The sequence below is a fragment of the Actinomycetospora aurantiaca genome (genome assembly GCF_037401875.1).
GTDB lineage: Bacteria > Actinomycetota > Actinomycetes > Mycobacteriales > Pseudonocardiaceae > Actinomycetospora > Actinomycetospora aurantiaca.
On record NZ_JBBEGN010000001.1, the window covers coordinates 483,718 to 501,927 of the forward strand.

Genomic DNA, 18,210 nt, shown 5'->3' on the forward strand with positions numbered 1-18,210 from the left:
CTACAGGCGCGGCAGGAGCTGCTCGAGGGTGCTGAGCACCGCGTCGCCCTGGCGGTAGTGCGTGGCGTAGTAGTTCGGCAGCGGGAACGCCCGCCCCGCCGCGACCGCCGGGAGCTGCTGGAACACCGGCTGGGCGAGCAGCGCCTGGGTGTTCGCCTCGACCTGCCCCTGCGCGTCGGCGAGGTAGAGCAGGACGTCGCAGTCGGCGAGCTGCGAGGCCTGCTCGTAGGACAGCCGCTGGCCCGCACCGCGCTTGCCCGCGGTCGCCGCGCCGAACCGCATCCCGGCGTCGGCGAGCACGACCCCGCTCCACGAGGTCGGGTAGTCCGCGAAGAAGGCCCCGCCGGAGCTGCCGCGGACCAGGCCCCACGTCGTGCGGCCGAGCGTGGCGGCGAACTGCTCACGGATGCGCGCGGCGTGCTGGTCGTACTCCCCCGCCACCTGCTGGCCGGCCGCCGCCCGGTTCACGGCGTCCGCGGTGGCCAGGGCGCGCTGCTTCCACGTGCCGGGCTCGCTGCCGGCGTCGAACATCACCGTCGGCGCGATCGCCTGCAGGTTCTGCTCCAGGCCGGGCTGCATCGTCGGGACCTTCGTGCCCAGGATGAGGTCCGGCGTGGCCGCCGCGACCGCCTCGACGTTGATCGAGGTCGGCTGCCCCAGCTTCGGGATCGCGTCGTAGCGCTGCTGGTAGGGCGCGTACACCCCGCCGACGGTGGCCTGCGCGGTGGCGACCGGCGTGACGTCGACGTCGAGCAGGGCGTAGGTGGTGTAGAAGTCCACGCACGCGATGCGCTGCGGGTTCGCCGGGATCGTGACCGGACCGTTCGCACCCTGGATCTGGCGGCTGGGGCCGTCGGCGTTCGTCGGCCCGGCGGTGCCGCCGCCGGAGTCCCCGCACGCGGCCAGCGCCGCCAGCGCGGCCAGCCCGCCCGCGCCGGCGAGCAGGGACCGTCGGGTGGGTCGGTACGTCACTGTGCGTCCTCCGTGTCCGTGGTTGCGGTGATGGTCTCGTGCACGAACCGTCCGGTCGACGCCACCCCGCCCGGGCGCAGCAGCCCGACGTGGTCGGCGTCCACCGTGACGAACCGGGCGTGGTCGGGCAGGACGGGCGCCCAGACCGCCCGGGCCCGCTCGACGTGCTCGCCGGTGTCGCTGCCGCCGTGCGTCGCGACGACGACGGTCACGGGCGCGTCCGTGGCCAGCGGCTCCGGGCGGTGCGTCCGCAGGACCGCCCGGGCGTGCTCGACGTGGCGGACCGCGCCGTGCAGGACGTCGGGAGGGTAGAGCTCGGCCAGCGCCGCGTCGGCGGCGACCGCGGACGCGAGCCCGGTCTCGTCGTCGACCGGCCCGACGCCGAGCACGTCGGCGAGGAAGGCGGCCGGGTCGCCGGGGTCGGCGTCACCCAGGCCCGGCCAGGCGTCGAGCAGCGTGAGCGAGCGGAGCCGGTCCCCGAGCTCCCGGGCCACCGCGGCGGCCACGACCCCGCCGTAGGACCAGCCCACGAGGTCGACCTCCCCGGCCTCGAGCTCGTCCAGCTGCTCCAGCACGTCCGCCACGGCCGCGTCGATGGTGGTCGCGCCCGGCTCGCCGAGCAGTTCCGCTCCCTGCAGCGCCCGGACGGGGCGGTCGCCGAGGGTCGCGGCCAGCGCGGCGTAGGGGTAGGCCGTGCCGCCGGCGCCGGGCAGCAGGACGACCGGTCGCCCGTCGCCCTCGCGCAGGCTGACCCGGCGCCCCGGCCCGTCGGAGGGCCCGCCGTCGCGGAGGCGGGCGAGGTCGGCGACCGTCGGGCGACCGAGCAGCTCCGCGATCCCGACGTCGAGCCCGATCCCGGCGAGCCCCCGGCGCAGGACCGGGAGCAGCAGCGAGTGGCCGCCGAGGTCGGTGAAGGCGGCGTCGACGTCGGGCAGCGCGGCGAGGTCCAGCACCTGCGCGACGACCTCCGCGATCTCCCGCTCGGCCGTCGTGCGCGGTGCCCGCCCCGCCGTGTCCAGGTCGGGCTCCGGGAGGGCGCGGCGGTCGGTCTTGCCCGAGGGCAGGGTCGGGATGTCGGCGACCGGGACGAGCGCCGTCGGCACCATCGGCGCGGGCAGCACGTCCGTGAGGTGCCCGCGGAGGGTCTCCGGGTCGGCGGTCCCGACGAACCAGCTCACGAGCCGCCGGGTCCCGCCCGGGCCGGGGCGGGTGTCCGCGACCGCCCGCTCCACCCCGGGCGCGCCGGCGACCGCGGCGGCGACCTCGCCCAGCTCGATGCGGTACCCGCGGACCTTGACCTGGTCGTCCGCGCGGCCCAGGTGGTCCAGCCGGCCGTCGGGCAGGCGGCGCACGACGTCGCCGGTCCGGTACATCCGCGTCCCCGGCCCCTCGAAGGGGTTCGCGACGAAGCGGTCGGCGGTGAGGTCCGGGCGGCCCAGGTAGCCCCGCGCCAGGCCGGGACCGCCGAGGTAGAGCTCGCCGACCCCGCCCGGGGGCACCGGGCGCAGGGCCGGGTCGAGGACGTACGCGGTGGTGTTCGGGTCGGGCACGCCGATCGGCACCCGCCCGCTCGCCCCGGACGCCGGGTCGGTCTCGCCGAGCGTGGAGTTCACGGCCACCTCGGTCGGGCCGTAGGCGTTGAACACGCGCATCCGCGCGGCCCAGCGCTCGATGACGGCCGGCGGCACGGCCTCGGTGCCCACGAGGAGCACCGCCTCGTCCGGCAGCTCCGCGTCGTCGGGCAGGGCCGCGACCAGGGCGGGCGGGAGGATCAGCACGTCGCCCGCGCCGAGGTGGTGCTCGGCGAGGAAGTCGGTGAGCGCGCGGTCGGGCACCCGGACGCGGCTCGGCGCCACGACCAGCGTCGCGCCGACCGCGAGCGCCATCGTCAGCTCCCAGAAGGCCACGTCGAACCCGGGCGAGGCGAACTGCAGCACCCGTGCCCCGGGCCGGAGTCCGAGCCGGTCGGTCGCGGTGGCCACGAGGGACGGCACCACCCGGTGCGGCACCACGACGCCCTTGGGTCGGCCGGTCGAGCCGGAGGTGTGGATGACGTACGCGGCGTGGTCGGGGTGGAGCACCTCGGGTGGTGTCAGCACTGCGGCCTTGCTGACGCCCAACGTCACGAAATCCACATCGTCGAAGTCGGGCAGCGACACCTCCGGCACCGTCAGCACGACCCGCACGCCCGCGTCCGCGACCGTGAACCGCAGCCGGTCCGCCGGGTAGTCCGGGTCCAGCGGCAGGTACGCGGCACCCGCACGCAGCACGGCGACCAGCCCGACGACCAGGTCCGGGGTCCGCGGCAGCGCCACCCCGACGACGTCCTCCGGCCCGATCCCCCGCGCCCGCAACGACGCGGCCACCGCCGCCGAGCGCTCGTCCAGCTCGGCGTAGGTCCAGCTCGCCGTCGTGCCGTCGAGGGTCTCCCCGACGACGGCCGTCGCGTCCGGCGACGAGGCCACGGTCGCGTCGAACCACTCCGGCCACGTCCGCTCCCCCGCGTCGACCGCGGTGTCGTTCCAGGTCTCGACGACGAGCCGGCGCGACGCCTCGTCCAGGGGGTCGATCGCCGCGACCGGCCCGTCCTGCGCCAGGGCGTCCAGCACGCGTCCCAGACGCTGGACCCACGTCCGGCCCTCGTCCTGTCCGAGGTGGTGCGCGAGGTGCACGCCCTCCCCCGTCCCGACCACGCAGACCGGGTAGTGCGTCCCGTCGTCCGCCGCGATCGGCCCGACCTCCACGCCCTGCGGCGCGGGCAGCGCCGCGGCGTCGACGGGGTAGTTCTCGACGACGAGCAGCGTGTCGCCCAGCTCCGGCAGCCCGGCCGCCCGCTGGATCGCGGCGAGCCCGACGTGCTCGGCCCCGGTCAGCGCCGCCTGCGCGTCGCGGACCTCGCCCAGCAGCGCCCGGACCGTCGTCCCCGCCCGCGGCCGGACGCGCACCGGCACGGTGTCGATGAACAGCCCGACGGTGTCCCCGTCCTCCGGGCCCCGACCCGACACGGTCTGCAGCAGCACCACGTCGTCGGACCCGGTCGCCCACCCGAGCAGCACGCCCCACGCGGTCTGCAGGACGGTCGCGACGGTCACCCCGTGCCGCCGCGCCACCGCGGCCGGGTCGACCGTGGTCGGCACCGGCTCGCGGGTCGGGCGCCCGCCGTCCACCGTGACATCGGGCGCGAGCACGGTCGGGCTCTCGAACCCCGCGAGGTGCTCGCGCCACGACGCCAGGTCGGCCTCGGGGTCGCGCGCGGCGAGCCGGGCCAGGTGGTCGCGGTGGGCGGGCGCCGCGTCCCGGGGCGCCGACCCGGCCCAGGTCGCGAGCAGGTCCCGCACGAGGATCGGCATGGACCAGCCGTCGATCGCCACGTGGTGCACCGTCAGCACCAGCGCCCCGTCGGCGAGCGTCGCGCGCAGCAGCGGGCCGCGGGCGAGGTCGAAGGGCCGTCGGTCGTCGGCCGCGACGGCGTCCGGCGCGCGGCGGTCGACCCGGAACATCCTGGACGCCGGGTCGGCGAGGACGACCGCGACCGGTCGTCCGTCGGGCCCCGCCGGGAGGACGGTGCGCAGGGCGTCGTGGCGGGCGACGGTCGCGGTGAGCGCCGCCTCCAGGGACGCCGCGTCGACGGCGCCGGACAGCGGGATGGTCAGCTGGATCGTGTACGGGTCGTCCGCGCCCGAGTCTGCTGCGTCGGGCCCCGGCGCGAGCAGCACCAGTCCCTCGGCCAGCGGGCTCGGCGGCAGGACGTCGACGACGGGTGCCCCGACCTCGGCCAGCACCTGCTCCAGGGCGGCGTCGGACAGCGGGGCGGTCACGACGGCGGGTCCGGCGAGCGTCCCGAGGTCGGCCCCGGCCAGCCCGGCGAGCTCGCCGATCGCCGCGGCGAACGCGTCCAGGACCTCCCCCGCCCCGTCGTCGGGAAGGACCGCCTCCGGCCACGCGGCGCGGACCACCAGCAGGTCGTCCTCGAGCAGGGCGTCGATCGACAGCGGCACGGTCGCGGGACGGTCGGGGTCGCCGCCGCCGTGCAGGCCGCCACCGCCGCCGGTGGAGCGGCCCAGGTAGTTCAGGGCGACCTCCGGCCCGGGCAGCGCCCCGAGCACGCGCGCGCCCTCGTCGTCGAGCCACCGGAGCTGGCCGAAGGCGCGGTCCGGCCCGGGGAGGCGGCGGCGCGCGGCGACGGCGTGGCGGAGCGTGCGGGCCAGGGCGAGCGGAGCGACGGGGGACGAGGCCGGGTCCGAGGACGAGGAGACGCGCACCGGAGCCGCCGTCGTGAACCAGCCGACGACGTCCGACAGCTCGTCCGGACGGCCGTGCGCCTCGACCTCGACGACCAGGTCGCCGGTCACGGCGAGCGCCAGCGCGGCCAGCACCGCGTCCTCCACACCGCCACCGACCCGGGCGGCCGCGGACGCCAGCCCCGCCGCCGGGACGCGCAGCTCGCGGCGGTGCAGCGCGGAGGCGACGTCCCGGCGCGGGTCGAGGATGTCGCGGGTCGGGAGCGCGTCGGTGTCGCGGCGCAGGACCGCCGCCCAGCCGTCGAGCTGGCCGCGCAGCGACGGGGCCTCGTCGGCGAGCCGCGTGGTCCAGCGCAGGTAGCCGGGGGTCGCGGGCCCGTCGAGGTGCAGCCACGACACGGCGTCGACGGCGACGTGGTGGATGACGACCACGAGCTGACCGGTCGTCCGCACGCCCTGCACGACCACCCCGCGCTCCGGGTCGAGCCGGTCCGCCGCCTCGCGCGCGGCCTGCTCGACCGGCAGGTCCGCCTCGACGACGACCGGACCGGGGTGCTCGTCCTGCACGACCATCCGGCGGCGCTCTGGGTCGACCCGGACGCGCAGGGCGGGATGGGCCGCGACCGCCGCGTCGAGGTCCGGCGCCTCGGCCAGGGGGAACGCCCGCCACTGGTGGAACCGCCGCCAGGGCCCGGCGTCGAGCAGCGCGACCGCGATCGGCGGGAGCGGCGCCTCGGTCGGGTCCTGCTCGGCGACCGCCCCGGTCACCTCGCCGGCCGCGGCGGCCAGGGCCTCGACCGTGCGGTGGGTGAGGACCTGTCGCGGCGTGACCTGCAGCCCCGCGGCCCGGGCCTTCGCGACGACCGCGATCGCGAGGATGGAGTCGCCCCCGAGCGCGAGGAAGTCGGCGTCGGCGGGGACCAGCTCCACCCCCAGCACGGCGGCGACCGCGTCCGCGAGGGCCTCCTCGACCGGCCCGGACGGTGCCCGGCCCCGCGACCCGACGTCGGGGACGTCGTCGGGCAGCGCGCGGCGGTCGACCTTGCCGCTGGGGGTCAGCGGCAGGTCGTCGAGCAGCACGATCGACGACGGGACCATGTGCTCGGGCAGGGTCGCGGCGGCCCGCTGCCGCAGCTCCTCGGGGTCGACGTCGCCGTGGGGCACCACGTGCGCGACGAGCCGCACCGCCCCGGCCTCCGTCGTCCGCACGCTCGCGACGGCCTGCGCGACACCCGGGTCGGCCGCGAGCGCGCTCTCGACCTCGCCCAGCTCGACCCGGAAGCCCCGGATCTTGACCTGGTCGTCGGCGCGGCCGAGGTGCTCGAGGTCGCCGTCGGGACGGCGCCGGACGACGTCGCCGGTGCGGTACATCCGGGTGCCGGGGCGGCCGAACGGGTCCGCGACGAAGCGGTCGGCGGTCAGCGCGGGCCGGCCGTGGTAGCCGCGGGCGAGCTGGATCCCCGTGAGGTACAGCTCGCCGGCGACGCCCGGGGCGACCGGGCGCAGGCGGGTGTCCAGGACCCGCACGCCGGTGTTCGCGACCGGCGGCCCGATCGTCACGTCCGCGCCCTCGACGCGGATCGCGGTGACGTCGACGGCCGCCTCGGTGGGGCCGTAGAGGTTGTGCAGCTCGACGCCGGGCAGCAGATCGAGGCAGCGCCGTGCGAGCGCGCCGGGCAGGCCCTCGCCGGAGGTGACGACGCGACGCAGCGATCCGACCGCCGTCGCCGTGCTCCCGAGGTGGTCCAGGAACGGCCGCAGCATCGAGGGGACGAAGTGCAGCGTCGTGACGCTCCCGGCCGCGATCCGTTCGACGAGGTGCTCCGGGTCGCCGTGCCGGCCGGGGGCGGCCAGCACCATCGGCGCCCCGTCGACCAGCGGCCAGAAGAACTCCCACACGCTGACGTCGAACGTCGACGGCGTCTTCTGCAGGACGGCGTCGTGGGCTCCGAGCGCGAACCGCTCCTGCATCCACGCGAGCCGGTTCATGATCGCGGCGTGGGTGACGACGACGCCCTTCGGCCGGCCGGTCGAGCCGGAGGTGTAGAGGACGTACGCGGCGTCGTCGGGGTGCACCTCCGGTGCCGGCAATGCGTCACTGCTGGCGTCCAGTGACAGCAGTGACGCATTGCTGTCGTCCAGGACGACCCGTGCCCCGGAGTCGACGAGCATGAACTCGCGGCGGTCGGCCGGGTGGTCCGGGTCCAGCGGGAGGTACGCGGCGCCGGCCCGCAGCACGCCGACCAGCGCCACGATGAGCTCCGCCGACCGCGGCCACGCCACGCCGACGACGTCCCCGCGCCCGATGCCGCGGGACGCGAGCCCGGAGGCCAGCGCCGCCGAGCGGTCGTCGAGCTCGCGCCGGGTCACCGTCGTCCCGTCCGGGGTCACGACGGCGGGGGCGTCCGGCTCGCGCCGCAGGCCCGCGACGACGGCCGCCGCCAGCGTCGTCGTCGGGAAGGCCCGGTCGGGGCCACCCGCGAGGACGGCGTCCCGGGTCGCGTCGTCGAGCAGGTCCAGCGGGCCCTGGGCCTCCTCGGGGGACTCGACGAGCAGGCGCAGCGCGGCCTCGACGCGGTCGAGCAGGGCGTCGGCCGCGGCGTCGTCCACGACGTGCCGGCGGTGGGTGAGCCGCAGGTGCAGGCCCTCGGGGCCCGGGGTCGCGACGAGGCTCGCCGGGTAGTGCGGGGCGTCGTCGTTGCGGACGGCCTCGACGTGCAGCCCCGCGGGCAGCGCGGCGTCGACGGCGGCCGGGTCCAGCGGGTAGTTCTCGACGACGAGCAGGGTGTCGAACAGATCCCCCACCCCGGCGGCGCGCTGGATCCCCTGGAGCCCGAGGTCGTGGTGGTCGAGCAGCGCGGCCTGCTCGGCCTGGACGCGGACCACGAGGTCGGCGAGCGGCTCGTCGTCGCGCAGCCGCACCCGCACCGGGATCGTCGTGATGTAGAGCCCGACCGCGTCGTCGACCCCTTCGACGTCCGCCGGTCGGCCCGAGACGGTCTGGCCGAGGACGACGTCGTCGCGACCCGTCGTCCGCGACAGCACCAGCGCCCACGCGACCTGCAGCATCGTCGCCGCCGTGACGCCGAGGTCGCGGGCGGTCCGGGCCAGGCCGGCGGAGTCGAGCACCCGGTCGCGCTCGCCGGTGCCCTCGCCCGTTCCCGACGACAGGGCGTCCGCCAGCAGCGTCGGGCCGTCGAGGTCCGCGAGGGCGGCGCGCCAGGCCTCCCGGTCGACGGTGGTGTCGCGCGCGTCCAGGCGGGCGAGGTGACGGCGGTGCGGGTAGGTCGGGCCGAGTCCGGCGGCGGCCACCAGGTCGGCGTCGTCCCTGGCGCCGTCCAGCGCCGCGGTCCACAGCGCGAACCACTCGCGCACCAGGACCGGCACCGACCAGCCGTCGAGCACCGCGTGGTGGGCCTCGACGACGAGCCGGTGGCCCTCCACCCGGTAGGTCCACAGCGGGCTGACCGGCTCCGTGCCGATCGCGGTGACCCAGCGGCCGCTCGAGACCTGCGGGAACGACTCGCGCAGCGCGTCGTGCCGGGCGATCAGCGCGGTGGCGGCGCGGTCCAGGGCGGCCCGCTGCTCGTCGGTCGGCGCGGCGGACAGCTCGATCTCGAGGGCGACCGCGTACACGTCGTCGTCGCCCTCGAGCGCCGTCGTCGCGAGGATGCCCTCGGCGAGCGGGCTGGGCGGGAGGACGTCGTCGACCGCGCCCAGCGCGTCCACGTCGTCCTGGGTCAGCGCGACGAGCGGGAAGTCCGACGGGGTCGCGCCCTGCACCTCGGACGCGACCAGCTGCCGGCACGCCGTGACGAAGGCGTCGGCCAGCGCCGCGACCTCGTCGTCGGGCAGGACCGCCGTGGAGAACCGCGCGAGGAGCCCGTCGTCGTCGGCGCGCTGGGCGTTGACCTCCAGGACGTGGGCGAGCGGCATGTCGTCGTCGGCCCCGCCGCTGAAGTCGCCGGTGGTGCGGCCGAGGTAGTTGACCAGGACCGGCGGCGTGGCGGCCGCGCGCAGGTCGGCGTCGCGCGCGACCTCGCGGAGCAGGCCCCATCCGGCGCCGCCGCCCGGCGTCGCGCGCAGTTGCTCCTTGACCGCCTTGAGCGTGGCGCCGGGATGGGCGGCGGGGCGCAGCCGGACGGGATGGGTGACGGTGAACCAGCCGACCGTCCGCGACAGGTCCCGGTCGGACTCCCGGCCGTGGCGCTCCCGGTCGACGACGAGCTCGTCGGCGCCGGTCGCGAGCAGCATCGCGGTGAGCAGGACGTCGTCGATGCCGCCCCGGACGGCGGCGGGAAGCTCGGTGAGCAGCGGGGTGGCCACCTCGGCGGGCACGGTCACGTGGTGGTGGCGCTGGTCGGAGACGGTGCCCCGGTCGGCGGGCCCGGGGTCGGGGGCGGCGGCCAGCCAGTGCTCGCGCTCGCCCGCCCGCGTGGAGGCCTGCTCGGCGAGGTCGGCGGTGTGTGTGCGGAAGGAGGTCGGGACCGGATCCAGGGTCTCGCCGGCCGCGGCGCGCTGCAGGTCCTCGGTGATCACCCGCCACGACACCGCGTCGACGACGAGGTGGTGGCCGACGAGCAGCAGGCGGTCCCCGACGACGGCGGCCGTGAGCATCCGCCCGGCCTCCGGGTCGAGCCGGTCGGCCGTGCGCTCGACCAGAGCGTCATGATCATCGGTCCCTGACGTGGCTCCGGCGTCCCCCTCCGGCCGCGTGGAGGTCTGGTGATCACCGAGGACGTCGGCCGCCGACACCGAGCCCGGCGCCGGCACGTCGAGGTACGGCTCGTCGCCGCGGACCAGGCGCGCGCGGAGCAGGTCGTGGCGCGCGAGGACCGCGTCGAGGGCCGCCGGCAGGTCCCCGTCGGGCCGGTCGACCAGCACCCGCTGGTGGTAGCGCCGCGAGTACCCCCGCTCGAGCCACGCGCGGGCGACCGGGGTGAGCTCGACGCGCCCCGTCCCGTCGTCGGCCACCGGTGCGGCCTCCTCGGCGACCTCGCGCACCGCCACGGTCGCCAGCGCCCCCGCCGTCCGCTGCTCGACGACCTGGCGGGGCGTGAGGATCCAGCCGGCCCGCCGGGCCCGGCTGACCAGCGACAACGCGACGATGGAGTCGCCGCCGAGCGCGAAGAAGTCGTCGTCCGGGCCGACGTCCTCGAGGTCGAGCACCTCGGCCAGCGCCCCGCACAGGGCGCGCTCGGCCTCCGTCGACGCCGCGCGGCCGCCGCCACCTGCGAACTCCGGGGCGGGCAGCCGCGCGCGGTCGATCTTCGCGTTCGGCGTGAGCGGGAAGGCGTCGAGCACGACGACGGCCGCGGGCACCATGTGCTCGGGCAGCCGCGCGGCGGCGCGCTCGCGCAGCGCGGCCGGCTCGGGTGCCCCGGAACCCGGCGTCACGTAGGCGACCAGGCGCGCGCGCCCGTCGTCATGCCGGACCACCGCGAGCGCCTGCCCGACGCCCGGGTCCTCCGCCAGCACGGACGCCACCTCGCCCGGCTCCACGCGGAACCCGCGCAGGGACACCTGCTCGTCGACCCGGCCGAGGTAGTCGAGCTCGCCCGGCCAGGGGTCGGACCCGCCGTCGGGAAGGAGCGCGGGACGGCGGCGGACGAGGTCGCCGGTCCGGTACATCCGCTCGCCCGGCCCGCCGAATGGGTCCGCGACGAAGCGGTCGGCGGTGAGGTCGGGGCGACCGTGGTAGCCGCGGGCCAGGCCGGCGCCCGCGAGGTAGAGCTCGCCGGGGACGCCGGTGGGCACCGGCTGGAGGCGGCGGTCGAGCACGTAGGCCCGCCCGCCGACGTCGACGCGCCCGATCGGGGCCGCGCCGGTCCGGGCCACGTCGTCCGGGCGCAGCGCGCCGAGGGTGGCGTTGACGGTGACCTCGGTCGGGCCGTACGCGTCGAACAACCGGCGGCCGTACCCCCAGCGCGCGACCAGCTCCGGCGGCACGGCCTCGGTCCCGACGAGGATCGTCATCGGCTCGGGCAGCGGCGCGTCCGGGGGCAGCGCGCCGGTCACGCTCGGCGGCAGCGCGGCGTGCGTGACGCCGTGCTCGCGCAGGTAGGCGGCGAGGGCGTGGTCGGGGGCGCGCAGGGCGGTCGGGACGACGACGAGCGTCCCGCCGACGCACAGCGCCATCGACATCTCGAAGAAGGCCAGGTCGAAGCTCACGCTGGCGAACATCGCGACCGTCGAGTCCGGGGTGACGGCGAGCCGTTCCGGGTCGGTGGCCGTGGCGATCAGGTCGGCGACCCCGGCGTGGGGCACGACGACGCCCTTGGGTCGGCCGGTCGAGCCGGAGGTGTAGATGAGGTAGGCGGCGTCGTCGGGGTCGGGTGGTGTCAGCAGTGCGGCCATGCTGACGTTGGACGTCAGAGAATCCACATCGTCGATCACCAGCGCCGCCCCGGAGTCGGCGACCATGTACTCCAGCCGGTCCGCCGGGTAGTCCGGGTCCAGCGGCAGGTACGCCGCTCCGCAGCGCAGCACGCCCGCCAGCGCGACGATCAGGTCCGGCGACCGCGGCAGCGACACGCCCACCACGGAGCCCGGGCCGATTCCTCGGGCGTGCAGCGCCGACGCCACCGCCGACGACCGCGCGTCCAGCTCGGCCCAGGTCAGGGTCCCGACGACGGCCGGATCCGGCCCGCCGACGACGACCGCCGGCTTCTCCGGGTCGCGCCGGGCCGCCGCGGTGAACAGCGCGGGCCACGTCGTCGGGGTCGAGCGCTCGGAGGTGTTGCCGACCCGGATCAGCTCGCGGCGCTCCTCCGGCGAGGTCACCTCGATCGCCGCCACCGGCGCGTCCAGGTCCTCCAGCGCGCCCAGCACCCGCACCAGCCGGTCCAGGAGGACCGCCGCGTCCGCGTCGGGCAGCCGGTGCGCCAGCCGCAGCCGCGCGGGCTCGTCGCCGTGCGCCGGAAGGGCCACGACGGACACCGGGTAGTGCGTCGCGTCGTGGATCGTCACCTCGCGCACGCCCACCGACGGGGCGAGCGCGGCCAGCTTCGACGGATCCAGGCCCACGTTCTCGACGACGACGAGCGTGTCGAAGAGCTCGCCGTCCACCCCGGTCAGGCGCTGCACGGCCGCGAGGTCGGCGTGCTCGTCGGCGAGTCGGTCGCGGCCGCGGCGGGCGAGGTCGTCGAGCAGGTCGCCCACCGTGCCCGGGGACGCCACCGACACGCGCGTCGGCAGCGTCGTCACGAACGGCCCGATCATGTCCTCGACCCCGTCGAGCGCGGCCGGGCGGCCCGAGACGGTCGTGCCGAGCACGACGTCGTCGCGACCGGTCAGCCGCGCCAGCACGATCCCCCACGCCGCCTGCAGCTGCGTCGCGAGCGTGTGCCGGTCGCTGCGCAGCGGTGGCAGGTCGACCGTCACCGACGACGGCAGGCCGGTGCCCGACGACGCGCCGACCAGCAGCGTCGGCTCGTCGATCCCGGCGAGGTCGTCGGCGAGGCGCTTCGCGGCGGTGTCGCGGTCGAGGGTCGCGAGGTGCTCGAGGTGGCGCCGGAACGGGACGGGGTCGCCGGTCGGCGGCGTGCCCTCGGCCGTCGCCAGCAGCTCGCGCAGCAGCGGGCCGAGCGACCAGCCGTCGACGACGACGTGGTGGATCGTGATCGCGAGCCGCCAGCCCTCGCCCACCCGCACGAGCAGCGCCCGCACCAGCGGCGGCGTCGCCAGGTCGAAGCGGGCGGTGCGCTCCGCGGTGACGAGCCGCTCGGCCTCGTCGTCGGAGGCCGCGGTCTCGTCGCGCCACCCGACCCGGGCCGTCGTCGGGACGACCGCGACCGGCTCGCCCCGCTTGCGGTCGCGGATCGCGGCGCGCAGCACGTCGTGGCGGGCCAGCACCGCGTCGAGCGCGCCGTGCAGCCGCTCGGGGTCCGGGCCGTCGCCGTGCAGGACGAGCTGGATCGTGTACGGGTCGGTGCCCTCGTCGGTGCCCTCGTCCCCGTCGCGGCGTGCGAGGTAGACCAGCCCGCGCTGCAGCGGCGTGAGCGGGAGGACGTCCGCGACGCCCTTCGGACGGGCGCTCACTCGTCGAACCCGAGGTCGTCGAACTCGTCCTCGTCGAGGTCCACCAGCGGTGCGTTCGTGACGGCGGGGGTGGTCCCGTCGGCGGGTCGGGCGACGGTCGCGAGCCCGGCGGCGGTGCGCAGGTCCAGGACGTCCGCCACCTCGATCAGCCAGCCCGCACCCCGGGCGCGGGAGGACACGCGGATCGAGGCGATGCTGTCGCCGCCGAGGGCGAAGAAGTCGGCGTCCGCTGCCACCGTCTCGACGCCGAGCACGTCCGCGATCACCCCGACCAGCGCGCGCTCCGCCTCCGGCGACCGAACGGCACCCTCGCTCGAACTAGTCGCCGAAGGGCGCCCTTCGCCATCCGGAGCCGCGCCGCCCGGTTCCGAGCGAAGGGCACCATCGCTCGAACTACCCGACCGGAGGGCCCCTTCGCTCAACCCGGCCAGCGCACCGTCGGCGTCCGCCACCAGCGCGCGCAGCACCCGCTCGAGCTCGTCGACGACCGTCCGGGCGGTCGCCTCGTCGTACAGCTCCGCGGCGTACTCCAGCCGGCCGCCGATCCCGTCGGCCCCGCGGGTCTCGGTGAGCTCCACGGTGAGGTCGAGCTTGGCCGTCCCGGTGCCGCGCAGCTCCGAGCGCCACGGTTCCTCGGCGCGCACCTCGCGGTGGGACAGCATGACCTGGAAGAGCGGGTGCCGGCCCCGGACGCGCGGCGGGTCGACGGCGGCGACGACGGTGTCGAACGGGACGTCCGCGTCGGCGACCGCGTCGAGGTCGGCGTCGCGGACCCGCGCCAGCAGCTCCCGCACCGTCCCTGCCCCCGCCGTCCGGACCCGCAGCGCCACCAGCCCGACGAACAACCCGACGAGCGGCTCCAGCTCCTCCTCGTCGCGCCGTGCCACCGGCGCGCCGATCACGACGTCGTCCTCGCCCAGCAGCACCGCCAGCGCCGCGTGCACGACCATGAACGTCGTCGTCCCGGTCGCCCGCGCCAGGGCCCGCACGTCGCGGTGCAGCGCGGCGTCCCAGGTGAACCGGACCTCGCCGCCCGCCGGGGTCGGGCGCGCCGGCCGCGGACGGTCGGGCGCGACCGTCACCTCGGCGGGCGCGTCCGCGAGGCGCTCCCGCCGGCGGTCGAGGGCGGCGGGCGACCAGGTGCGTGCGCGGCTGTACCGGCCGTAGGTCGTCGGCAGCGGGGCGAACGCCGGGGCCTCGTCCCGTCGGCGGGCGTCGTAGGCGTGCGCGAGGTCGTCGACCAGCGTCGCGAGCGACCACTCGTCGGCCGCCACGTGGTGCACGGCGAGGACCAGGGCGTCCTCGGCCCCGTTCCGCACGAGCGTGGCCCGTAGGGGGATCTCGTTCCCGACGTCGAGCGGCTCCCGCACGGCCTGCTCGATCGCGGCCTCGGCGTCCTGCGTGTCGGTGAGGTGCAGCCGCACGTCCGGCTCGACGACCCGCTGCCACACCCCGTCGTCGTCCTCGCGCGGGATCGTCCGCAGCGGCTCGTGCCGCTCGACGACGTCGCGCAGCGCGGCCTCCAGCGGGCCGTCCTCGAACGTGCCGTACAGGACCAGCGGGATCGTCCAGGTCGCCGTCGGCCCCTGCAGGCGGTGGAGGAACCACAGGCTGCGTTGGGCCGGCGACAGCGGCGCCTCGCCGTCGCGCGACAGCACCTCCGGTGCCGGCGATGCGTCACTGCCGGCCTCGGACGCGGAAGAGTCCTCCGCCGGCAGGGCCGCCGCGAGGTCCGCCAGCGTCGGGGCGTCGAACACGTCGCGCACGGTCAGGCCGCGCCCGAGCCGCGCGACGAGGCGGGCCGCGAGCAGGGAGTGGCCGCCGAGGGCGAAGAAGTCGTCGTCGGGGCCCGCCTCGGCGCCGAGGAGCTCCGACACGAGCGCGCACACCTCGGTCTCGGCCGGTCCGGACGGGGCCCGCGCGGCCCGCCGTCGGGACGTCCCGGGGTCGGGGAGCCGCTTGCGGTCGATCTTGCCGTTCGGCGTCTCCGGGAAGGCGTCGAGCACGACGACGGCGGAGGGCAGCAGGTGCGCGGGCAGGCGGCCGCCGAGGCGCTCGCGGACGGTGCCGACGTCCAGGTCGGACGGGCCGACGAGGAAGGCGACGAGCCGGTCGTCGCGCACCGTCACGACGCTGCGGGACACCCCGTCCAGCTCGTCGAGCGCGGCCTCGATCTCCCCCGGCTCGATGCGGTGGCCGCGGACCTTGACCTGCTGGTCGGCGCGCCCGACGTAGTGCAGGTCGCCGTCGTCGTCGCGGCGGGCGAGGTCGCCGGTGCGGTACATCCGGGTGCCGGCGGGCCCGTGCGGGTCGGCGACGAAGCGCTCCGCGGTCAGCCCCGGCCGGTCGAGGTAGCCGCGCGCGACCCCGGCCCCGGCGAGGTAGAGCTCCCCCACGACGCCCGGCGGCACCGGCTGCAGCGCCGGGTCCAGGACGTGGGCCGTCGTGCCCGTGATGGCGCGGCCGATGGGGGTGCCCCCGGACGTGGTCGACCAGACGGTCGTCTCGGTGGGGCCGTAGAGGTTGGTCACCGAGCGGGCACCGGCCGCGAGCAGGTCGGCGTGCAGCGACGCGGGCAGCGCCTCGCCGCCGACCAGCACGGTGACCTCGTCCAGCGTGGCCCCGACGTCGAGCAGCGCGCGGTACAGGGTCGGCGTCGCCTGCACCGTCAGCGGGCGCGGGGTCTCGGCGATCAGCGCCGTGAGCTTCGCCGGGTCCTGCACGGTGCGCCGTGGCGCGACGACGATCCGCGCGCCGGCCAGCAGCGGTACCAGGAGTTCGAGCGCGGCGATGTCGAACCCGACGGTCGTGACCGCGACCAGCGTCGAGCCCGGCGCCAGGGCCGTCCGCGGGAGCATGTCGAGCAGGAACGTCCGCAGCGCCGCCCGCGGGACGACGACGCCCTTCGGCCGGCCGGTCGAGCCGGAGGTGTGGATGACGTGAGCCGCGTGGGCGTCCGTACCGGGTGCTTCTGTGCCGTCCGACGTCAGCATGGCCGCACTGCTGACATCCAGGGTGGGCACGCCCGGCGCCGCCTCCCCGAACGCCGCCGCGGTGTCCGCGGCCACGAGCGCCACCACCGGTGCCGCGTCCTCGAGGATCGCGCCCAACCGGGCCGGCGGGACGTCGAGGTCCAGCGGCACCCATCCGGCCTCGGCGTACACGGCGGCCAGCACCCCGACGACCAGCTGCTCGTCCCGCGGGAGCGCCAGCGCCACCAGCGCGTCCGGCCCCGCACCCGCGGCCACCAGTTCCGCGGCGACCGCCCGGGCCCGCCGGTCCAGCTCGGCGTAGGTGAGGGTCCCGACGGCGGGTCGGTCCCCGCCCTCGCGCACGGCGTCGCCCAGCAGCCCGGCGAGGGACCGCCGTGACCAGTCGACCGGCAGCGACGGGCCGGTCCCGGCCGTGAGCGCGGCCGCGGCCTCCTCGTCGTCGAGCAGGGGCAGCGCGCCGACGCGCACGTCGGGTCCCGCCCCGGCCATCGTCGTGATGAGCCTCGCGAGGCGGCGCGTGTGGCCGGCGAGCACCGTCGGGTCGTGCGCCGCCGGGTTGGCGTCGACGTCGAGGTGCAGCGAGCCGTCGGGCGCGCGCTGGGCGTTGACGGCGAGGTCGTGGACGGGGCCGCCGGAGACCGGGCGGGCGGTGCCGGTGACGTCCCCGATCGTCGGGGCGTCCGCGAACGGCTTGACGTTGACCCACGGCACGGACCGCTCCGTGCGGCCTGACCGGTCGCGCCGCAGGTCCTCCACGCCGTACCGCGCGTGCTCCCGCGCCTCGGTCACCTCGGCGGCCACGGACGCGACGAGGTCGGCCACCGTGGCCGCCGGGTCGACCGTCACGCGCACCGGCACGATCGTCACGAGCATGCCCGGGGTCGTCGAGGCCACCGACCGGTTCGGCCCGGTCAGGCGGTTCATCATGGGGACGCCGACGACGACCTCGCCCGGCGCGTCCTCCGGCCCGCCCGACCCGTGCCGGGCGAGCAGCACCGCCACCGCCGCGACGACCGCGTTCGGCCACGACGACCCGAGGCCCTCGATCACCGCGGCGGGCAGGGTCGTGCCCTCGCGCAGGAAGGTGTGCGAGGTGAGGGCCGCGCCCGGGCCGAGGGTGACCGCGTCGGGCGCCGACGGGAACCGCTCGGCGAAGAACGCGCGGTCGGCCTCGCGGTGCGCCGCGCTCAGCTCGTGCTCGCCGGCGAGGAGCTCGGCCGCGGAGCCGAACCGGCGGGCCGGGATCTCCTCGCCCGCGACCAGCGCGCTCGCCACCGCGGCGACGCGGCGCGCGATCAGCGAGAAGCCGTACGCGTCCATGACCAGGTGGTGGTAGCGGTGGAACCAGACGTGGTGGTCCTCGCCGAGGCGCAGCAGCGCCTGCCCGAAGAGCAGCGTTCCCGACGACGGGTCGATCGGCTCCGCGAGCGCCGCGCGCATCCACGCGGCGGCCGCGGCCTCCGGGTCGGCCTCGTCGCGCAGGTCGACGCGCTCGACGCTCCAGTCGGGGCGCTCCCCGGGGGCGAGGAACCGCTGCCGCGGCTCGCCGTCCACCTCGCGGACCCGCACGTGCAGCGCGTCGGCCTCGTCGACCGCCGTCCGGACCGCCGTCACGAACGCCTCGGCGTCCAGCGCGCCGTGCAGGTCGACGCGCTCCCCCGTCGTGTAGACGGGATTGCCCGGGTCGAGGATCTGGGCGAACCAGATGCCCGCCTGCGCCGCGGTGAGCGGGAGCTCGCCGTCCGCCACCTGCTCCTCCTCGATCCCGTCAGCACGTCCGCCGGTCGGCGAGTAAAGCAACCCTAAGTTCGCGGGACAACCGCTGGCCGGACGCGATGCTCGCCACGTCCACGGTCGACTACCCACACCACCTGCTCGTTGCGCAGAGTGAGGGTTCAGTCTCTCTCCGGTGGCCCACCCCGCGGTGTGGCTGGTATGGCTAGCCTCACCTACGGTTCGGCGAA

3 protein-coding genes are annotated in these 18,210 nt (G+C 77.0%); all 3 read right to left on the reverse strand.

Translation table 11 applies throughout. The features are described 5' to 3' along the window. From WCD74_RS02245 to WCD74_RS02255, 3 genes are read right to left on the reverse strand one after another with little or no spacing between them, the layout of a single operon-like run. Positions 1–972 (reverse strand): ABC transporter substrate-binding protein, encoded by a 972-nt coding sequence (locus WCD74_RS02245; protein WP_337693188.1) that lies wholly within the window; start codon positions 970–972, stop codon positions 1–3. Then, positions 969–13,253, reverse strand: coding sequence for a non-ribosomal peptide synthetase (locus tag WCD74_RS02250; RefSeq protein ID WP_337693189.1), 12,285 nt, complete (start codon positions 13,251–13,253; stop codon positions 969–971). The genes WCD74_RS02245 and WCD74_RS02250 overlap by 4 nt, the downstream gene beginning before the upstream one ends. After that, positions 13,250–17,995 (reverse strand): non-ribosomal peptide synthetase, encoded by a 4,746-nt coding sequence (locus WCD74_RS02255; protein ID WP_337693190.1) that lies wholly within the window; start codon positions 17,993–17,995, stop codon positions 13,250–13,252. The genes WCD74_RS02250 and WCD74_RS02255 overlap by 4 nt, the downstream gene beginning before the upstream one ends. Positions 17,996–18,210 lie beyond the last annotated feature (215 nt).